The sequence below is a fragment of the Arthrobacter flavus genome, from assembly GCF_039526005.1.
Taxonomy (GTDB): domain Bacteria; phylum Actinomycetota; class Actinomycetes; order Actinomycetales; family Micrococcaceae; genus Arthrobacter_D; species Arthrobacter_D flavus.
This window is the reverse complement of the sequence record NZ_BAAAIJ010000036.1, coordinates 138,507-157,329: the sequence shown is the minus strand read 5'-3', so window position 1 is coordinate 157,329 and position 18,823 is coordinate 138,507. Positions and strand designations below refer to the sequence as shown.

The 18,823-nt window shown below is 57.2% G+C and carries 21 protein-coding genes and 1 pseudogene; 8 read left to right on the top strand and 14 right to left on the bottom strand.

Annotated elements, in window-relative coordinates:
* The first annotated feature begins 206 nt into the window (after positions 1–206).
* A complete protein-coding gene (locus ABD059_RS09860) occupies positions 207–1,091 on the top strand; it encodes an AAA family ATPase (RefSeq protein WP_343879545.1) in 885 nt (294 codons plus the stop codon).
* 49 nt (positions 1,092–1,140) lie between these two features.
* The gene (locus ABD059_RS09855; RefSeq protein WP_343879543.1) at positions 1,141–1,341 is read left to right on the top strand and encodes a hypothetical protein; all 201 of its coding nucleotides are present in this window, start codon (positions 1,141–1,143) and stop codon (positions 1,339–1,341) included.
* A 301-nt stretch (positions 1,342–1,642) separates the two neighbouring features.
* Here the strand turns inward: ABD059_RS09855 and ABD059_RS09850 are convergent, their stop codons facing one another.
* The 3 genes from ABD059_RS09850 to ABD059_RS09840 all read right to left on the bottom strand — a co-directional run bounded on the left by ABD059_RS09850 (position 1,643) and on the right by ABD059_RS09840 (position 2,933).
* Entirely contained in the window at positions 1,643–2,110 is a 468-nt protein-coding gene (locus ABD059_RS09850) for a DUF2975 domain-containing protein (RefSeq protein ID WP_343879541.1), read from the bottom strand.
* 134 nt (positions 2,111–2,244) lie between these two features.
* Positions 2,245–2,451 carry a helix-turn-helix domain-containing protein gene (locus ABD059_RS09845; RefSeq protein WP_343879538.1) on the bottom strand — a complete coding sequence of 69 codons (207 nt, stop codon included), beginning with the start codon at positions 2,449–2,451 and terminating at the stop codon, positions 2,245–2,247.
* Positions 2,451–2,933: a DUF2975 domain-containing protein gene (locus ABD059_RS09840; RefSeq protein WP_343879536.1), complete on the bottom strand. Its 483-nt coding sequence runs from the start codon at positions 2,931–2,933 to the stop codon at positions 2,451–2,453. The genes ABD059_RS09845 and ABD059_RS09840 overlap by 1 nt, the downstream gene beginning before the upstream one ends.
* 247 nt (positions 2,934–3,180) lie before the next feature.
* Here ABD059_RS09840 and ABD059_RS09835 point away from each other — a divergent pair, with 247 nt between their 5' ends.
* On the top strand, positions 3,181–3,717 hold the full coding sequence (locus tag ABD059_RS09835; protein WP_343879534.1) for a GNAT family N-acetyltransferase: 537 nt from the start codon (positions 3,181–3,183) through the stop codon (positions 3,715–3,717).
* A 94-nt stretch (positions 3,718–3,811) separates the two neighbouring features.
* Here ABD059_RS09835 and ABD059_RS17760 read toward each other — a convergent pair whose 3' ends face one another.
* From ABD059_RS17760 to ABD059_RS09830, 3 genes are all read right to left on the bottom strand, one after another.
* Entirely contained in the window at positions 3,812–4,273 is a 462-nt protein-coding gene (locus tag ABD059_RS17760) for a GNAT family N-acetyltransferase (protein WP_377959657.1), read from the bottom strand.
* A gap of 255 nt (positions 4,274–4,528) precedes the next feature.
* Positions 4,529–5,863, bottom strand: a complete 1,335-nt coding sequence (locus ABD059_RS17755) for a DUF6297 family protein (protein WP_377959656.1) — start codon at positions 5,861–5,863, stop codon at positions 4,529–4,531.
* A 269-nt stretch (positions 5,864–6,132) separates the two neighbouring features.
* The gene (locus ABD059_RS09830; protein WP_343879532.1) at positions 6,133–6,831 is read right to left on the bottom strand and encodes an ABC transporter ATP-binding protein; all 699 of its coding nucleotides are present in this window, start codon (positions 6,829–6,831) and stop codon (positions 6,133–6,135) included.
* Between the two features lie 378 nt (positions 6,832–7,209).
* Here ABD059_RS09830 and ABD059_RS09825 point away from each other — a divergent pair.
* Positions 7,210–8,476 (top strand): annotated as a pseudogene (locus ABD059_RS09825) (IS3 family transposase).
* A 62-nt stretch (positions 8,477–8,538) separates the two neighbouring features.
* Here the strand turns inward: ABD059_RS09825 and ABD059_RS09820 are convergent.
* From ABD059_RS09820 to ABD059_RS09810, 3 genes are all read right to left on the bottom strand, one after another.
* Positions 8,539–9,051 (bottom strand): GNAT family N-acetyltransferase, encoded by a 513-nt coding sequence (locus tag ABD059_RS09820; RefSeq protein ID WP_343879530.1) that lies wholly within the window; start codon positions 9,049–9,051, stop codon positions 8,539–8,541.
* 111 nt (positions 9,052–9,162) lie between these two features.
* On the bottom strand, positions 9,163–9,957 hold the full coding sequence (locus ABD059_RS09815; RefSeq protein ID WP_343879528.1) for an alpha/beta fold hydrolase: 795 nt from the start codon (positions 9,955–9,957) through the stop codon (positions 9,163–9,165).
* Positions 9,958–10,046: 89 nt separating this feature from the next.
* Positions 10,047–10,502, bottom strand: coding sequence for an AAA family ATPase (locus ABD059_RS09810; protein ID WP_343879526.1), 456 nt, complete (start codon positions 10,500–10,502; stop codon positions 10,047–10,049).
* A gap of 185 nt (positions 10,503–10,687) precedes the next feature.
* On the opposite strand from ABD059_RS09810, the gene ABD059_RS09805 reads away from it, so the two are divergent.
* Positions 10,688–11,158 (top strand): hypothetical protein, encoded by a 471-nt coding sequence (locus tag ABD059_RS09805; RefSeq protein WP_343879524.1) that lies wholly within the window; start codon positions 10,688–10,690, stop codon positions 11,156–11,158.
* Positions 11,159–11,237: 79 nt separating this feature from the next.
* Here the strand turns inward: ABD059_RS09805 and ABD059_RS09800 are convergent, their stop codons facing one another.
* The 4 genes from ABD059_RS09800 to ABD059_RS09785 all read right to left on the bottom strand — a co-directional run bounded on the left by ABD059_RS09800 (position 11,238) and on the right by ABD059_RS09785 (position 14,093).
* Positions 11,238–11,660: an NUDIX domain-containing protein gene (locus ABD059_RS09800; RefSeq protein ID WP_343879521.1), complete on the bottom strand. Its 423-nt coding sequence runs from the start codon at positions 11,658–11,660 to the stop codon at positions 11,238–11,240.
* A 131-nt stretch (positions 11,661–11,791) separates the two neighbouring features.
* Complete coding sequence (locus tag ABD059_RS09795) at positions 11,792–12,217, bottom strand: VOC family protein (RefSeq protein ID WP_343879519.1); 426 nt, start codon at positions 12,215–12,217, stop codon at positions 11,792–11,794.
* A gap of 239 nt (positions 12,218–12,456) precedes the next feature.
* A complete protein-coding gene (locus ABD059_RS09790) occupies positions 12,457–12,966 on the bottom strand; it encodes a DUF7793 family protein (RefSeq protein ID WP_343879517.1) in 510 nt (169 codons plus the stop codon).
* 287 nt (positions 12,967–13,253) lie between these two features.
* The gene (locus ABD059_RS09785; RefSeq protein ID WP_343879515.1) at positions 13,254–14,093 is read right to left on the bottom strand and encodes a hypothetical protein; all 840 of its coding nucleotides are present in this window, start codon (positions 14,091–14,093) and stop codon (positions 13,254–13,256) included.
* A gap of 1,031 nt (positions 14,094–15,124) precedes the next feature.
* Here ABD059_RS09785 and ABD059_RS09780 point away from each other — a divergent pair.
* Positions 15,125–16,084 carry a response regulator gene (locus ABD059_RS09780; RefSeq protein ID WP_343879513.1) on the top strand — a complete coding sequence of 320 codons (960 nt, stop codon included), beginning with the start codon at positions 15,125–15,127 and terminating at the stop codon, positions 16,082–16,084.
* A 54-nt stretch (positions 16,085–16,138) separates the two neighbouring features.
* On the opposite strand, the gene ABD059_RS09775 is transcribed toward ABD059_RS09780, so the two are convergent.
* Positions 16,139–16,726, bottom strand: a complete 588-nt coding sequence (locus ABD059_RS09775; protein ID WP_343879511.1) for a TetR/AcrR family transcriptional regulator — start codon at positions 16,724–16,726, stop codon at positions 16,139–16,141.
* A 71-nt stretch (positions 16,727–16,797) separates the two neighbouring features.
* On the opposite strand from ABD059_RS09775, the gene ABD059_RS09770 reads away from it, so the two are divergent.
* Positions 16,798–17,505, top strand: a complete 708-nt coding sequence (locus ABD059_RS09770) for a CPBP family intramembrane glutamic endopeptidase (RefSeq protein WP_343879509.1) — start codon at positions 16,798–16,800, stop codon at positions 17,503–17,505.
* Positions 17,506–17,589: 84 nt separating this feature from the next.
* A complete protein-coding gene (locus ABD059_RS09765; RefSeq protein WP_343879507.1) occupies positions 17,590–18,780 on the top strand; it encodes an acyl-CoA dehydrogenase family protein in 1,191 nt (396 codons plus the stop codon).
* Positions 18,781–18,823: the final 43 nt, after the last annotated feature.

Sequence of the window (18,823 nt, the reverse complement as noted above, 5' to 3'; positions counted from 1 at the left end):
TCCACTACAGTTACCAACAGCCAGCCATGGCAGCGTAGAGAAAACCATCAAATCCGCCGTCCGAAATCACCACAGCAGCTCAATCCACACGGTTCCCGACATGGGGCTGAAAGTGTCTCGCCAACGATGGATTCAGGGACACCATCGGTGAGACACATCCAGATGCCGGGAAACGGGTAGCGTCAGCGGCATGATGATCTGGAACTATGGCACCTTCGGGGTGGGGGAAAACGACTGCCGGAACGCTGCTTGCAGAATCGAGGTCTGATCTCAGGTTGTTTGATCCCGAAGTTGTTGGCTACATGCTCACACATATGTTGAAGGACCAGACCTTCACCGATTTTCAGGATCTACCAGCTTGGCGGGCGCTAGTCCCGCCTACTGCCGTGGCGATTCAGCATCAAACCGGGAAGCACCTGGTGGCAGTTCAAACCGTGCTGCGCAAAGACTATTGGGATGAGATAAAGGCGAAGTTTGAAGAGCTGGACGTTCAGCTCATTCAGGTCGTATCGGACGCGGATGAGAGGACCATTCGGGCGCGGGTCGAAAATGATGAGGTCGAAGCATCTGCCAAGCAGTGGAGGCTAGATCACCTAGAACGGTATGCATCGGCGCGGAGTTGGCTGTTCGAAGAAGCTAACCTTGTTATCAACACGTCTAACCTTGACGCTGATGAGGTTGCCGCTCAAATAACTAACCGAGTTCGCGCAGGACTAGGCCAGTACGTGAGGTACCAGGCGACAGAACCCAACGAACGTGGAAAATTCCCGGGTATCTTCGGGTTAGCTAACGGACTTGCCCAGGACGGGGTATTGAGCCCCACCGATTACGCATGGTGGTGCAATGCCAACGACTGGTGCAACGCGACCTACCTGGATCCCAGCAGTGTTGACCCGAGTGTCTACGACAGGGCAACAAACCCTGAAGCGCAAGCTTGGTTCAAAGCTTCGGCGCAGCATCTCATCGGGAAAGTAAAAGGCTACGGATCCCTACTAGATCGCTATGGCGTCGGCTGTGAAGAAATCTGGTCAGAGGATCCAGGAAAGATTCTTTACCAAGACGAGTTGCAAATAGTGGTTGCACCTCATTAGGTGAGGCGCCCCGTCCGCTAACGATCGTTTCCGGGCATAGGCTGAATGTATGGAAACTGAAGCCGAACCGGGCTACCTCGGAATGTCCAAAACTTGGTTCTATCGTGCTCTGATTGCTGGTCTAATCTTCGGCGGAATCTTCGCAGCTGTCGCTCAACAATGGTGGCTAATGCCCATTGCTGTTGTAGTAGCCGTGGCACTCAGTAGCGGCTGGGCTGCTTTGCAACGTCGCCGCGAGTCAGCGGAATAGATGGAGCTGACGGGAACTGTGTGCGGCAACGGTGAGACTGAGGCGTGTCGGATCGCTGCTAGAGGTTACGGTAAATATGATCGGTATCTGGCGGCGTTTTCCTCAGTAGTAGCCAGCGGTTAGGGTGCACATCGCGCATGACCCCGCCATTTACCGTTCACGGAACACCGCCGCTATACGATTAAAACCACGCGTCGTGTCTCACTTGTCGGTGGAACGACATCAACAATCCGCTCCTTTTCACATAAAACCAGTGTAATAAGCGGGACCCCTATCAGCTAACGGGGAACCAACCACTGTGTTAGTTAGCTCTGTGTAAAGTATCGGCCGTTTTCAGCCAGCCCGTCACCCGATGCCTTATGGAAAAAGTCATGAGGATAAGCGCGAGGGAGACGAGGAGTCCGAACAACATTGCTGGGCCGCCGACTCCCGCGATGGACCCCATGTAGAAGAAAACGCCCGCGAAGATCGCTGCCATGAGGATTAGGGATACTGTCATGATTCTGGCCCATTGCCTTGACTGGAGTGTCGACGCCTTCCCCGCCACTGCGATGGCGACTAGCCGCCAGGCAGCCAGTAACGCCACCTCGAAACCAATGAGTGCAATCACAAGTGCGGTGACGGTCGGGGGCGCTAGATACGCTACCTCTGGGTACGCCTTGGCGTAGGTTGCCGCCGTCCGTGGAATAACGACAAGTTGAGCGAGCAAAATCGTGAGGGCAAATACGACGAGGAAAAAATGGAACCGGAAAGCCTTCTGCTTGGTCATATCGTGATCCTCTTCTCATCAATGGTGGGAGTTAGAAGTGTTGAAGTATTTACCTGCTCGACCTGAGTTTTCGGGCACGACTGCGGCTTGGGCTGAACTAAACCGCTGCATTCTAGTGATGTCCCTCGCGGTAATCAGTCATCCTCCCAGAGCAGGATCTCCCCTGGTTGGCAGTCGAGCACTCGGCAGATCGCATCAAGGGTTGAGAACCTGACCGCTCTGGCTCGTCCGTTCTTGAGGACGGCCACATTTGCGGAAGTGATTCCGATCTTCTCTGCAAATTCACCTACCGACATGCCACGTTCGGCTAGGAGCGCGTCGATCATCACTCTGATGGCCATCAGACGACCTCGTCGAGTTCCACCCGCATGAACGCAGCTCTGTGGAGGAGGGAACGAAGCACCAGAAGGAGGAGGGTAAATGTTGCCCCCACAAGTGCACTCCCGAGAAGTAGGAGACCAAGCGCTGGTGGGCCAGGAATGAGAAACAGAGTGCTCACAACAATGACGGTCGCTACAGCAAGGGTGCCCGCCATGATGTCGACTAATCTGAGCGACGAGGAGCCGAAGATACGGCCATCTTGGATATACCCGACAAGGATCCCGGTGATAACAAGAATGACTTGCACGCATACCCCGAATATGACCCCCGCGGTGACGAGGGGGACCTGGAGGTTAGCAAACTCGGGGTAGGTACTCGCAAGTGACTGTGCAGTTATGAAGACAGCTATCTGTCCAACAACGACAGCGATTAGAAGCAAGGCAAGCGCCGCTCGCGTCACCAGGATCGTGGTGGGACCAACGTGTTTTGGTGGGTACTCCATGATCGAAGTATCGATTATCAATCGATTGTTTGTCAATAGGTCAGGTTGAGTTAGCTGCACGATCATGCCACGGATACGCTGAAGGTTATGGGGGCAGACGAGTCGGCGTGTGATCATATTTTTCCTAAACCGAAGTCGCTACTTGACGTCCCGCGTGAAGCCGCGTTGATCGGAGGAAGCGCTGCGGCAGTCCGATAACGATGGATTCAGAGACATCCATGAGACGGCCACATGGAAAGCTGTTGGGATGACAGTTAGTAACCAGCCATGGCGGCACCCAAAGCATGAGGCGTCAGATCTCTCGTTGATTGTTGTTCCAGCACCTGTACTGCACAGCCTGGCTCAGAACGAGGTCCTCCCAGAAGGAATTTCTTTGACGCCCTACCTAGTGGGCGATGAGTGCATTGGTCTCTGGCGAATGAGGAGCCTTCAAGTTCGAAATACGGCGTCAGATATCCCTTGGATCACCCGATTCGTATGCATTACCGGTATTGCCGTGCCTATCGGATTAGCAGGTTTCCATGGAGTGCCGGACGCCGACGGAATGGTCGAGGTCGGATACAGGATTGACCCCAACTACAGAAGAAGAGGTTACGCGCGGCGAGCCCTTGAGATATTGCTTTCGGTTGCCCAAGCTCAATCGGAGGTCCGAACCGTTCGGGCAACCATCAGCCCTGAAAATACTGCGTCCCGCACTCTTATAGAGGACTACGGGTTCCAAGCAGTCGGAGAACAGTGGGATGAAGAAGACGGTTTAGAGATCATCTTTGAGGCTGCCGCTTAGAGTCGTCTCGGCGTCCGCAAAGGATGGTTTATAAGACGCCGCTGGGCCGGTCAGGACTGTTTTGTGGATTTGATCGCTATTTGGCGGCGTTCTGTCAGTGGTAATCAGCGGCTCTCGTGCAACATAAGGCGACGGAGGGATAGAGAGCGGGGCTCGGCGAATCCCAAAGACAGGTAGAGCTCGGTTGCTTGGGGGTGGCGTGCAGATCGACTACCTCAGCGCCTCTAATATCCAGCCATGACAGTCCGGCGGAGACCACTAATCGCGCGTATCCGCGTCCACGATGTGTCGGTTCAACAAACACTGACGACATTGATCCGCTGAGTCCACGGGGAAATCCTGGCCCAGGTAGGCGTTCCTCCAGAGTTGCTATCGCGCACGCAGAGAGCGACCTTCCAGAAGTATTGGCAGAAGACCGGGACGATGGTTCAGCATCGATAACGAAAACACATAGTGTGCCGCTGTTGATCTGGGCGGCGATTGCTTCCTGTGCTTTGGTGTACCACGACGAGTCTTCGATTTCCTCTGGTCGGCCCGCAGCACCAGCGCTGGCCATCGATCGGAACATCGCGTGCCTCATCCTCACCAGCTCGGGGGCGTCTTGTTTGCCTGCACTTCTTACCTTGATCGAATGCGTCACATAAACAGTGTGCCGATTGATTGCCGTTCCGACGTAATCAGGTGCCCGTAGGCGTCGATCCCCTTGTGATCCAATGTGAGGGCGAGACAAACTTCATCGCCCACGGAATGTTGCCAGGTTGGGACGGGGGCTGCCCGATCTCAAGCTTCCTAGTCGCCGATGGCGAGGACTCTAATCCGCCCGTGTTCCCCTCCAGAGGCAGAACGTGCTGAGCGCTGCTTGGGAGGCGAGTAGCCACCCTGAGGGGTCGGGAATGAATAAGGCAAGAAGGGCAGGGAGCATCGCGAGGATGATGAAATCGGGTCCTCGTACAAAACTGGTTTCGACTCCGGCGGGCATCAGCTTGTTGTTGCTACTGCCACCCATGGTGGTCCAGTCGGGGCTAGGTTGAAAAGCACCCCGGATTGTTGCTCCAGCTAATCCGGCACCAGCCACTACCCCAAACACAGGCAGTTCGAAGCTGCTCGGGCCCATGAGTGAGAGAAGGCCAAAGGCAAGTAGACCCCAGAGTGTGAGGCAAAGGAGGGGCACCACAGTATGGGCTCGTCGGGTCTGTGATGGGGTTAGTGGCAGCATCCCGTCTAGTACCGGTCTCTCAGCATGAACACGGGCTACAGCGGCACTCGTCGAAGAGGCTGCCAACCCACAAGCTAACAACACAGCGGCCATCACTAAGGCACTGCCAACACCGCTGATGCAAGCAACGGCTGCTGGGGTGACTGCCCACAGTAGGAGGTGGAGCGCTTTGCCGGGCGTGCGCATGAAAGCAACGAGGTCGGCCCGGACCAAGACGGCAAAAGCCGAGGTGGGACGCCCCTTAGAGATTCCGAATTTCCGACTTGCTCGTCTGTCCTTAAGAGCGAATCCCAGCTCTCTGAAGTCACCAAAGTAGAAGGCTCCGGCCGCGTGTCCAGATATTCCACCCCTGGCTGTCAGCTCCGAAGTCGGCAGACGGTCAAGCGACAAGTACAGAGCCAGAAACCCGGCCACGATAGCGGTTATTGAGAACCATAAGGGCCACATCGAACCCTGCAGGACCGCTAGTGGCCACCCCGAGGGGAGTGAAAGCAGAACCTGAGTGGGCACTCCTCCAAGAATGTCAGAGTCAAGCCTCCCGGCGGTTAGCAGTGGCAGAAGCAAAACCGCCATGCCAACCATGACGACTGCGCTGGCAACGCGGGTCATCAGACCAGTGCATCCGACGACTTGCGCTAAACCGGCAAAGAGAAACAGGCCGACGCCGAGAAGGGCAGCCATAGCGCTGCCCAGCATGACGGAAGCCAGACCATCGGCCGGATTAGACAAAGCTGCAATGGGCACAAAGACTATGCCGACGCCGGCTCCTGTCTTGAGCATCTTCAATGACGCTGGACCGACCAGCGCCCGGCGACGATTGATGGGTAGCCTCAGCCACCAATACCCTTGAGCCGCTGTTGCCGATACTGGGCCGAGCCGAGTTAGTAGTAGAAGACCACTGGCGACCGCGATCAACAGAACGATAGCCATCGCGGTCGCTGAAGGGATCTGCGCGAACCGGTCGGAGACGACTGCTCTGGTGAACACCGAACCCGCGCCAACCAGAAGTTCCTCGCGAACGCCATATAGCAAGCTGCCAATATAGGTCAAAACTACAACGGCTCCGAGAAATGCTTGATATGCCCCGCCTATCGCGCTCCATCGGCTTTCGAGGGGGTGACGCGATGAGACCAAACGGGAAAACGAAGATGGGTTGAAGCGGACACTTCTCTCGATGGGCGCAGTGGATGCCGTCGGGTTCACCTGGAAATCGTTTCGGCCGCGTGACCAGGCGCCACGAAGGCTACCTCGTCGCCATCCAGGAGGGCGCAACGGTCAGCCGCTGCAGAAAGTAGCAACGGATCGTGGGTGGCCATCAGAATTCTTGCTCCGGCCGCGGTGCTCCTGACCATCCGTTCGGCCAGACGATGCCGCATCGTTTGGTCGAGCCGCTGCTCCGGTTCGTCAAGGACCAGGAAGGAAAACGGTCGTACGAAAGCCGAAGCAAGTAACAACCGGCGTCGTTGTCCGGATGAAAGAGAGTGAGGAAAAGCTTCAGCGTGATTGGTCAGTCCAAAGAAGTGGAGTTCGCTATCGACAGCCGCGGCAGCGTCCACTCGCCCGTGGCCCAGAGCGATCATTAGTAGATGCTCATTGACTGTTAAGGAAGGGAAGAAGGCATCGTCGTCGAAGACAGCGGCAACCCGAAGCCGATAGTTTAGGCTGCGCTCATCGATCGGGGCTTGATCCATACGAACCCGTCCTTTGACCGGCTTCTGGCGGCCACTGAGTGTCCGCAAGAGCGTGGACTTACCGCTTCCATTAGCCCCGGCCAGCGCTAGCGCAGATCCCGAATGCAGCTCGACGTTGAATTCCCCGCAGACCGCTGTGCCATCATAGCCAGCCAACAGCCCTTCGGACTCAAGATGCCAGTTTTGGTCTTGCGGTGCCGAATCCATGTTCCCCCAAAGTTGCTTAGCAAAGCTGCTTCTAAGCTGTCTCAATATCCTTTCAGCCTAACTTGAAGCCGAAACGACCTGTTCCTAGCAACATGATCTGTCAAAACTGTTCCAGCTCAGTGCGGCAGGCTTTCGATATTCCATGCGGCTGGGTTTCGGAAGAACAAGGCGAAAAGTATTCATCCTGAACTCCTTCCAGCTCCATGCCAGGATCCCAAACTAAAAGTTGCCTCTTCCAACCACTAACGCTAGTAAACACACTGTTGAATCACTTCAGCCCAAAGAACGATCTTCGTTCTCCTCCTATCGGCCGATGTGTCGGTGTGAACCGCCCTGGGTTTGTTGGAGACTCCTGATCTTGGAAACGAGAATAGAGTCATGGCAAAGAGTCAGGGATCTGGGAAGTCGACGGCACGTCGGTATTCGCCGGAGGAGAAAGCCGCAGCGGTGCGGATGGTGCGGACCTTGCGGGCGGAGCTGGGTACCGAGCACGGAACGGTGCATCGGGTAGCGTCGCAGCTGGGATACGGGACTGAATCTTTACGGGCGTGGGTGCGGCAGGCAGATGTTGATGATGGCCAGAGCCCCGGGGTGAGTACCTCGGAGGCCAGGCGGGTGCGTGAGCTTGAGCAGGAAAACCGTGAACTGCGGAGGGCGAATGAAATCCTCAAGCGCGCCGCGAGTTTCTTCGGGGCGGAGCTCGACCGCCAACATCGGAAATAGTCTCGTTCATCGACGCGAACAAGGACGACGTCGTTGAGGGACGCCGGCTGAAGAGTCGAGCCCATGTGTACGCTGCTGCAGGTGGCTCCGAGCACCTACTACGCCGCGAAGAACCGCGCACCGTCGGCGCGAGCTGTCAGCGACGCGGTCCTCACCTCGGATCTGATCACCCTGTGGGAAGACAACTATCGTGTCTACGGGGTCCGCAAACTCTGGAAAGCAGCCCGTCGCGCCGGGATCGACATTGGCCGCGATCAGACTGGCAGGCTGATGCGCGCTGCCGGTATCGAGGGTGCGAGGCGTTCGAAGCGTGTGAAGACGACGAGACCGGATCCTGCCGGGAGGAGGCACCCGGATCTGGTGAACCGGGAGTTCACCGCGGTGGCCCTGAACCGGCTCTTAGGTGACTGACCTGACCTTCGTTCCGACGTGGGCGGGTGTTGCGTATGTCTGCTTCATCATTGACGTGTTCAGTCGGATGATCGTCGGGTGGCGGTGCGCTTCGCACATGCGCACGGAGATGGTCCTCGACGCGATCGAGATGGCTCGGTGGGGCCGCGGCGCCCATCACGGTGACTTGCGCTGTCACAGCGATGCGGGCAGTCAATTCACGTCGATTCGCTACGGTGAACGTCTTGCCGAGATTGGTGCGACACCGTCGATCGGGACCGTCGGCGACAGTTACGATAACGCGCTGGCCGAGACTGTGAATGGCTATTTCAAGACCGAACTCGTCCGCGGCCCCGCGCGATCTGGTCCGTGGAAGACGGTTGAGGACCTCGAGCTAGCGACTCTGGGATGGGTTCACTGGCACAACACCGAACGTCTGCATGGCTACCTCGGTGACATTCCGCCCGCAGAATTCGAGCAGGCGTTCTATGCTGGCAAAACCACCATCAATCAACTGGTGGAAATCAAATAACGCGAGTCTCCATCAAACCCAGAGCGGTTCAGTCGGACCTGGTCGAGGGCCGGTAACGATCCCTAATGGGTCTTTGCTGCTAGATCATGTCGGGTCATCCGAACCGACCTCACATCGTCTTCCAATCTTACTGCCCCGTCGGTAACGAACTCATGCTTCCTGTAGAAGGCTTGTGCTCGCGGGTTAGGATCGGCGACCCAGAGCGCAACAGGCGCAGTGCGGTCGATGACTGCATCGAGGAGCGCTGCACCTACCCCCGAACCATGGAACGCGGCGTATACGTAGAGAAGGTACAACTGCTGCGGCTCATCGGGGTCGTCAAGAGATGGGCCCGACATTGCAATTCCTATTACGGCACCTTCATGTGAAGCGACGGCGGCGGTGTTCTGGGCGTATTTCGGATCGGTGAGGGCTGCGGTCCAGAATTTTTCCCGCCAACTTAGAAGAGCGGGATCGTCCAGCACAGCACTGGTCATCAATTCCCGGTAGGTTTCGCGCCAGGTGTCCACGTGAACTTTCGCCATCCTCGGGACGTCCTTGGGTTCAGCAGGACGCACGTCAAAGTTGATTGCCATCGTTCAATGGTATTTGTGCCGGGGTTCTAGAGCTGAGATCGGGCCATAGTAGAACGATGATTTGCGGACATGTAGAGCCGAGAGACCCGGCTCGTGGTATTCCGAAAGCCCCTAACGATCCAACAAGAACTGGAGGACGGGGGCCATGACGTCCGCTGGATGAATGACCGGTTCCAGATGACCGGCGTCAGGAAATTCGATGTAGAGGCTAGCGGGAATAGCAGTCGCTACCTCTTTTGCGCGTGCTTGATATGTGTCGGCGTCCTGCCCAAATCCCACGATAAGGCAAGGTACCGTCATTCGGCTGAGCGGATCTAACCGGTCTTGATATGACCTGATGAAGGTGGCAGATCTCGTTCGAGCTTCAACTGAGGTGGATCGTTTCGAAGCCCACTCAGCTTGAGCGCTAATTAGAGGACCGACGAAGTTATCGGACCCCAGCAGGGCAGCTGGATGGCTTGTGAGGAGTCCCATCGCAAGTCGAACGGAATCCAGCTCCTCCCCGCCTACGGCCAGCACATCCCATGCGTCTTGCAGGACTTTGTCCATGTAGTTCTGTCGGCCATACGTCGCGATGAGAACTGCTGATCGGATGACGCCAGGGTGGGCGAGAGCCGTCTCTTGTGCAATTACTGCGCCTTGTGACCACCCGAGAAGACGAACGCCGTCCAGCCCTAACCCATCGATCAATCGCTTAACATCTTCAACAACACCCTGAGACTCGTAATGTGAGCCTTCATGGACGAAAGTTATGGCTTCAAAACCTGCGTCCACGAGTAGCGTCACGATCTCCGCCGCCCACCAATCAGGGTTGGCCTGAGGGTTACTCAAGATCAGCACAGGCTTGCCTCGACCAAAGCGGCGATACCGGCCCGCACCCTGAATCGCCCCGCAACTCTGCTTCATAGATTCAGGCTATAACCCCTCACCAAACGGATTTTTGACCGTAGTGGATCAAGGGCCCCTGTTGTGTTCGCAAACGACCAGGACATGGACTACGTGGGTGCAAGGTCTTTTGCTAGGCACTGCACCGTGTCGGCCAAAACGTTGCTGGGTAGCCGGCCGTCCAGCTCCTGTGTCGCTCCGAGCCGCAATAGTGGTTCGACGGTGATTACATACGAACGAATCTCGGCTAGTTGTTCAGGGATCTTTCCATACGGGTTGTTGGTCCTCTTTGCGATGCGGTCAAGAAGGACATCTATTGGAACGGAGAGCAGGATGATCTCAGCGAATTTCGGATAGAACCGAGCTTGGTTCTTGACGGTCCCCGATACAACGATGTTTGGCTCTGCTTTTAGGAGATCTTCAATCCTGGGCTCATCCCATGTGCCGTCCGGAGTCGTCCAGCCGTCATAATCTGTATCCACGGTTTGGCAGCCACGGCTTGCAAGTTCGTTGAGGAGCGTTGTTTTTCCTGTTCCGGACATTCCTGTGATTAAAATACGGGTCATCTAGCAAACTTAGACGACCGCAAACGATCGATTGATAGACACCGGAGAGTGAGACGCAGCGTTCGGATCTGATTGCTTATTGACCGCATTATCGGGGACAAGAGCCAAGGTGCCCGTTCGGCAGACTTCGCCGGTCAGCGATCTGTCGCTCTGATCTCCGACGATGCTGTGGGTAGTGTTTAGGCATGAGTGCGGAATCCGTGCTCGTGGTCTTCGCCATCGCCAAGAAGCTTCTACTTCGTAGTGTGGTCATCGGCGCTGTCGTCGGCATCGTTGCCGGAGTTGGGTTATCGGTCGTCTACGTTGTTGATGTCGCATTGCTCCAACAGCAACACGGCAGTTCGGGTCCCGAGGCCGGTTTCGTGATGATTTTTGTTGTTGTGGGCGTGGTCGTCGGTCCCGCATTGGGGTTAGTCAGCGGAGTGGGTGCGGTCCTCCTGATGCGACTGCGCGCAACATTCGACACGCGGGCAGCAATGCACTACCCACGTACGGCAGCATTAGGGGCCGGCGTGGTGACGGCTCTGAGCGCTGGTTTTGCCCTTATCGCTAACGGAGCTAGCCCTCCCATGTTGATGGCGGTAGTTGTCGGTCTTGGTTTGGTCTCGGCAATTATCGCCTTCCACCAAACGAAACGCGTCCTAAACACAGCTTGAGCCGTACCCGATAGCGATTCGTTTTACGGACGTGCGCGGCACTGACCCGAGGCGGGAAGCCTACGTTTTCATCGACCTGTTATGTTGGCCAGCTTGATCTTGGTGGTGCGAGCTCTTTCAGTAGGTCGAGATATAAAGGATGGGCGAGTCGAAGACCGTCGATGTCGCCAGCGGAGACCCATTTCAAATCATCATGCTCATCAGTGGCAATGTTCGCAGCGATACCGCTCCACTTTGAGACAACCCATAAATCGAGCATAAGGCCGTCGGCTTCCTCAGCGTTCTCCAGGATTCGCAGTCGAGGTTCACCCGTCACAACAGCAGTGATGCCAAGTTCCTCGTTCAGCTCGCGGACGAGTGCACTGGTGGGACTTTCGCCGTCCTCAATATGGCCGCCTGGGAAGTCCCAGCAATCCGGGTAATAGCTAAGTTCTTGGCGGCGGTGCATCAAGAGAACACCCTCTGAGCTGACGAGTGCGCCTACAGCGACGTGATGAGCCATTCCTTCAGTCTATTTTCAGGTCATCACTCTTAGGCCTTCACGTGGTATATCGAGCGCTTTGCCCGCCCTAAGCGCCGCCCAACAACCGTTCGCAAACGATGGCTACCGAGATGCCGAGTGGATCGGTCGCCTCAGGGGCCTTCGCTGACCGGGTCAGTGAGTTCGACGGTTTGGCCCATAGGGTCTTTGACGACGTAGCTCCAATAGCCGACCCAGAAGGGCTCAGCGCGGAGGGAGATCGTTTCCGCTTCCTGCAACCGGGTGACGGCGTTTCTGAACTTTTCGGGAGGTAGCGGGATGCTCCAAGACGCACGCGAATGCCTTGGCTTTGGTTCGATGTCTAATCCGAACACCCACCCGGGTTGGAAGGCCCACTCCGTGTCAGTGGTTGCCGTGGGGTCGTCCGTGATGGAGAACTGGACAACGCCTCCGACTACGTAGGCGACGTCGCCTTCTTCGTCCCAGATCTGGTCAAGTCCCACCAAATCTGAGTAGAAGCGGCGAGAGGACGCGACGTCGTTGCTGCGGGTGTAGAGGAAGAACGCGCACGTCGACATTCGGAAAGCTTACGCGGACCCTACTGGTTGAGCCCGGTTCAAACGGGGTCGACGGCCGAAAACGATGGATTCAGAGACGCCGCCGGGTGACACGCGGCATGTAGATCTAGCTGTCATGCCGCGTGTGGTTGCTGGGACCTATCTCGGCAACTTCCGCCTCGTCGACAGACGCTTCACTCAAATGGAACGGGTCATGAAAATCAACGAGTTGAACACCATTACCGAGGTGGCACCAAAATCTACGACGATGATGCGGCACCTGTTGGCTTTCCGCTTCCACGGGTGCCTAAGACCGTCACGTCTGCGGGTGATGAAACTTCCCCGCCCGTCTGCAGGGGTCCAGGTGCTGAGGCGTGTTGTGTGGATCGTTGGTTTTCGAGCCATCGGTGCGCTTCCGCGTGGGTGAGGAAGAAAGACACCGGGTGCTGACAGCTATGAGCGAATGCCCAGGTGACTTCATCGACACGGCTGGCACCGACGAGGGCTGCGGCCGTGAAGCCCTTCGCCTCGCGGAAAATGCGCCGGGCTTCAGGGGTGACTGTGGTCGCGGACAACTCGAACAGCACGCGCCTATTCCCCGACGGTAGGTAGCTTAGGACTAACGCGGCGACGTTGCGGGCATCTTCGGCGTCGATGACGCCGAAGGGTTGCCAGCGGACGTAGAGGACCTCGTTGTCGAGTAAGAGGAAGCGGGCTTTGCCGCTGATGAAATACGCCAGCTCAGTAGTGGTGGTGCGGTGTCTCTCCACGAACGTTCCCTGTTTGGTTGAAAAGTGGCAGTGCATCAAGCAACCACTCCAAAGGGGTAAACGGGGCGAGAGTTCCCGCGGTCATCCGGTAGCGATCCTAATCGTAAGGGTACTGTCTATTTGGGGGGTCTTGTCCAACTTGACGGTTCTCATGGGTGAGCGGGTGATGTGGTGGGTTGTTATCGGTGCAGGTGGTACCGATGGGAAGCGCCAAGCAAACCTTCAGCGGGTCCGTATGACGAAATAGAACGTTATCGGCGTGATCAAGTAGCAACGGTCTAGTGAATCTAATTCCAGCTCGGGGATTGAACGATATCCGTGGCCCAATCAGCAATGCCTTGATCGCTGAAGGCCAGAGTGCCTGGAGGTAGATGTGGCCTGCTTGATGGCAACTGTGGACCTTGAAGCCAGAACCCTGGTCTCGCGACCCGAGGAAATAAGATCGGATGGGTGGCTGGGAGCCCAGCCAAGGATTCAAGCAAAAGTTGATCTGCAGGAGCTACTAGCTGCCAGTGGCCCTTTGCATCGCCAGATGAATCGAGTTCGATCAGCCAAGGCCATTCATCGGTTTTTGGTGCTGCTGCTTCGGTAACATCCCTGACAGCTGCGCAGTGATTTGCGAACAGTTCGAGAAGTAGTTCCCGGTTGAGGACGTCGATCGAGTCCAAGCACCGATAAGTTCCCTGGAGGGTGACTATCAAGTCCGGCCCTCGGACGTCTTTTTGAAGGGTTGCCTTCTGTCTGTCGGACCACTTCGAATATCCCTTCATCTTTTGAGCTTGTAGATGCAGCTCGACGCGAGTTAGGGCGGTGCCTTGGTCGGAGATCTGAATGACGGTAAATGGAACCTCGGCGAAATGCTGTGCGTAGTTTCGAATACCGCGGAACAGATCAAAGTCGTCGCTCGGTTTAGCGAGCGTTTCGACTGCCCCTGTGAAACGTTCCGTGTACTCTCGGCCGTTCTTCTTGGAGCGGTGGGGCCACTGGGATTTTTCACCGTCGATCAAAACTATTGTGACGCCCAGCAAGGCGTGAAGGTCAAGCTGTATATCCTGGCCCATCTGGGAAGTCAGTTTCTGAGTACTGCCCATCAGATTGGAACCGCTAAGTGACGTCATGTGGTTCATCAGTCGCTGGTAACCACGGCAAAACATGTCAAAGGTTGGTGATCGAAAAACTCCCGCGGCAGCTGAGATGCCCTTGGCCGCTGCCGCAGCGTCGCGGCTCTGGATTATTGGTCCCCGCCTCCAAGTACCTTGGACGTTTTTTGATAGCGAATTTCCCAGCTCACGCAATCCCTCGAATCTTTTCAGGCATCAGGTCCGTACGGCTCCTCCTGCACGTCATCAATCTAACCCCTCGGATTCGCGCCCCTTCTGGTCTGGGGTTCCTTCACCGCTGACGAGTCGGCGTGCCCCTTAGCAATCGCCAAAAGCGTCCGTTGAACTTATGCGAACGAATGCTCCACCCCGATCACAGGGGCGTGGCTGGTCTCGGCCAGGGGCCCAAGCATGGCACCGATCATGGGCTTCCTTGCCGGTCTTGCCACGTACTGTGCTGATGGGATCTCATCTGGCGGGGAAGTCCTGTGCGGTATGACGGTGCTGCGCCGCCATCACCCGGTGACGGTGGCGAGTAGGGGTGAGCGAACGCAACGACCTGATGAAGTGCAATACGGGTTCGACGATGCCCCGTGTTTGAGTGCTGCCCAGGATCAGCTCACGGTTGTGGTCCCGGACATGCGGGCGGCGAAGCGGCGGCCCGGGTATCCGCCGGTTTTGTTGGCAAGGTATTGGGTCTGTGGTGTCCGTGCCGTTCCTCATTGAAGGTGGGGTGAGGGCTGCGTTGAAGGTGAACTCGGAAGAACCGGCGTACTTCGAGAAGACAGCGATCGACCTTGTTGAACATGGAGCTGCGGGACCTGGCTGCGCAAACTGCGGTTGCCAGCGGCGGGACGACCAGCACTCACTGCGTGGTACGACGTTCACATAAAGCAACCGGTTGCACGGGGTCAGTGTATCTAGGGTCTTTGGACCCTATGACTGGGTGAGGGCTGGTCGTAGGGTGTGTGGTGGCCGGGGTTTGTTGCAGGGGACGTGACAGGCCCGGTGCTGTACTGGAGGGGGACTTCAGTACGGTTCGTCTTCATCCTGGGGGGATGAGGACGGCGTCTTCGCATGATGACGGGCGGCTTCTGGTCTCGATCGCCGGGACGGATGAATTTTTGATAACCGATGACCTTCGCAGCGTTTCAGATCACAGATCAGCGGATCCAGCCGGTATGCCAGGTTCCTCGGGGGTGTTCATCCTAGATGATCATGAGGTGATCCGGCGGGGTATGCGCCAACTGTCGGGGTCCGATGGCGTGAGCGTGGTGGGTGAGTCTGGGTCAGCGGGGGAGTCGATTCGGCGGATCCCTGCGATACACCCTGATTTAGCAATTCTTGATGATGAGGTGCCGGATGGGACGGGTGCTGGGGTGTGTCGGGCTGTGGGGGCGGTGGACCCGGATATCCGATGTGTGCTGTTGACCGGTGATGCTGAGGAAGCAGCAATGATTGATGCGGTCCTTGCCGGGGCGTGGGGGTGTCTGTCCAAACTGGACGACGGCGTTGAACAGCTCCGCCTGATCCGTAGAGCCCTCGCCGGGTACACCGCCTACAGTTCACGGTTCCATCAAGGCCCCGTGGACAAAGCCTCACTGATCGCAGAGGCAGCCCGACAGGGCACGGCGTTAGCAAGACTCTCCAGGCAGGAAAAGAGCACTGCTTACGGGATAAGTAGAGGCCTGAGTAACTTCCAGATCAGCCAGGGTATGGTCCTGTCCGAAAAGACGGTGAAGAACATGGCGTCTTCGGTGCTGATGAAGCTCGGTATGGAACGAAGGTCTCAGGCGGCTGTGCTGATCAGCGCAATACTGCAGCCATGGGAGGACACCCTGTACGGCAACTACCGGTTTAGCCCGTACCCTGACCAGGTCAACGAGGTGAGTGCCGCGCTGAGAACCTGCACTAGTGAAACAACTACCGTTCGGCCATCGGAGGATGGACGGGCGCGGGATGCTGACCAGTTAGTCACTGCGCTTGATACAGCTTTATCCTCAGTCCTGTTCCTGTAGCCTCAACGCCGCGTGAGATATTGCCCGGGTCTTGAGGCACTCGGAGCGGGCCGGTTACTGAGGGGATTCGAGGATGGTGCGGACTCCGCGGCGGATTTGTGACTCTTGTGGTGATGGTCCTGTTGCGGCTGCTTGAGCTGCACCATTGAGGAGCCAGGAAACCCATCGGGCAAGCTCGTGTGCTGGGAAGTCTCCGCGGACGTGTCCATGGCGTTGACCCGCTTCGATATTCCTGATGAGAAAGTCGCTGACGAGGTGGGTTTCCACGTTGAGTGCCGCCGCGACCGACGTTTCTGACTCGACACCTGCGAGACCGGCGATGAAGACGGGGTAGGACTTCTCACCGATTTCCGTTTCAAGTATGTCCGTGTAGCTCATCACCGCCGCAAGTCCCGGTGCGTCCTGCTCTGCCTGGGCGAGGCGGTCCTGAAGATCCTTACAGCCTGAATCGAGGACGGCGACTAGTGCATCGAGCTTGCTCGGGAAGTAATGGAAGAACGTGCCCGAGGAGACACCAGCTGCGCGACAGATCCCGGCAGTGGTCGAGCGTTGATACCCATGCGTTGCGAACTGGATCGAGGCCGCGCTGAGGATAGCCGAGCGTTTCGCTTCGTACTTCTCACGATCAACGGGACGAGACATGTCCTGAAGTTTACCGCTTTATTCGAGTGCCTGCTCTAGATCAAGCGCTCTAGAGTGGATACTCTACGAATATGGACCCTGAATTCGCTGATCCTGTACCTAGACCTCAAGACGCTGATACTCGACGTCCCTGGATGCTGTGGGTAATTGTGCCGGTGGGCCTGACACTCTCGTACTCGCCGACGTGGCTGTCGAGGTTGAGTGACGCTTTCGGCGTCGACACCGGGCTGACCGGTCCCGCAGCATCAATCCTCTGGAACGCACTCGCTGTTCTCATGCTCGTCGCTTACATGGTCTTCATCGAACGTCGCCACCCATTCGCCTCCATCGGCCTGCGAAAGCCATCGCAGAAGCATGTCGAGTGGGCTCTCTACCTGTTCGGGATCTATATGGCGTGGCAGTGGATCGTCCTTACCTTCTTCCCGCCGCCGGCAGATTCGGGGACCGAGACCATCACCTCCCTGTCCATTGCAGCTGTCCTTGCGCTCATCGTCTCAGCAGCGGTGTTTGAGGAGGTCCTGTACCGGGGCTACCCGATCGAGCGTCTGGCTGAGCTGACTGGGCACCGATGGATCGCTTTTCTCGTCACCGTCCCGCTGTTCATGGCACCCCACGTCGTCTTCTTCGGTCCGCAATGGCTGTGGACCCAAGGAATCGGGGCGATCGCACTTTTCGTCCTCTACGCAAAAACGAGGAATCTACCCGCTTGTATGCTCCTGCACCTCTGCATCAACTTGCCCATCCTCATTCCCACGATCGCCCACCATCTCGGAACATGACCTCCGCAACAGATGATTGGCAAGGAAGTTACTCATGGGTAACATAGATCGAAAGAACCGCTGGACGACGCAAAGGACACCCGCATGAGCAAGCCAGTCATCGATGTAAACAACCTCCCCTATGCCGACGGCGACTTCTACTCTTTTGAGGCGCTCCTGAGCCAGAAGGAACGGGATCGGCTTGAGGAGATCCGCCAGTTCCTGCGGACCGAGGTGAAGCCGCACGCCACCGGGTGGTGGAACGATTCGACCTTCCCGAAAGATCTCATTCCCAAACTTGCCGAACTGGATGTGATGAGCCCGGTCCGCCGGCAGGGTTACTCCAACCTGTTCGCCGGGCTGATGCACGCCGAGTTCACCCGCGCCGACACCTCAATTGCCACCTTCATGGGTGTCCACGACGGGTTGTTCACCGGGTCAATTGAGGAACTTGCCTCGCCGGAACAGCAGGAAGCCTGGCTGCCCGATATCTACTCGATGAAGAAGATCGGCGCTTTCGGGCTGACCGAACCCCTGGGCGGATCCGATGTCGCAGGCGGCACCCGCACCACGGCTCGCCGGGAAGGCGACAGCTGGATCATCAACGGCGCCAAACGGTGGATTGGCAACGCCACATTCTCTGACTGGGTGGTCATCTATGCTCGTGACCTCGCCGACAACCAGGTCAAAGGCTTCCTCGTTGACACCACTCTGAAGGGCTATAGCGCCACCAAGATCGAGAATAAGATTGCGCTGCGCACCGTTGAGAACGCCGACATCACACTCGAAAACCTGGTGGTCCATGATGACTTCCATCTCAAAGGTGCCAACAGCTTCAAGGACACCAACAAGGTACTGAAGGTGACTCGACTCTCGGTTGCGTGGCAAGCGGTAGGCCAGCAGCTCGCGGCATTTGATGTGGCACGGCGATATGCGGTCGAACGTCACCAGTTTGGGCGGCCGCTAGCCTCCTTCCAGCTGGTCCAGCAACAACTCGTTGAAATGCTGGGTAACACGGTTAGCTCACTGGGCATGATGGTCCGGCTGGCTCAGCTCGAGGACGAAGGGCAGGCCAAGGATGAGCAGTCGGCACTGGCCAAGGCTTTCACCACGGCGCGGATGCGCGAAACCGTCGCCATGGGCCGCAGTCTCCTGGGCGGAAACGGTATCGTCACGGACTATGAAATGGCCAAGATCTTCTCCGACGCCGAAGCGGTGTACTCCTATGAGGGCACCCACGAAATCAACACCCTGGTGACCGGGCGTGCCATTACGGGCATCGCCGCGTTCGTCTAGGCTGCCCGACGATCACCGGGCCGGAGTCGTGCTCTCGCCTGTC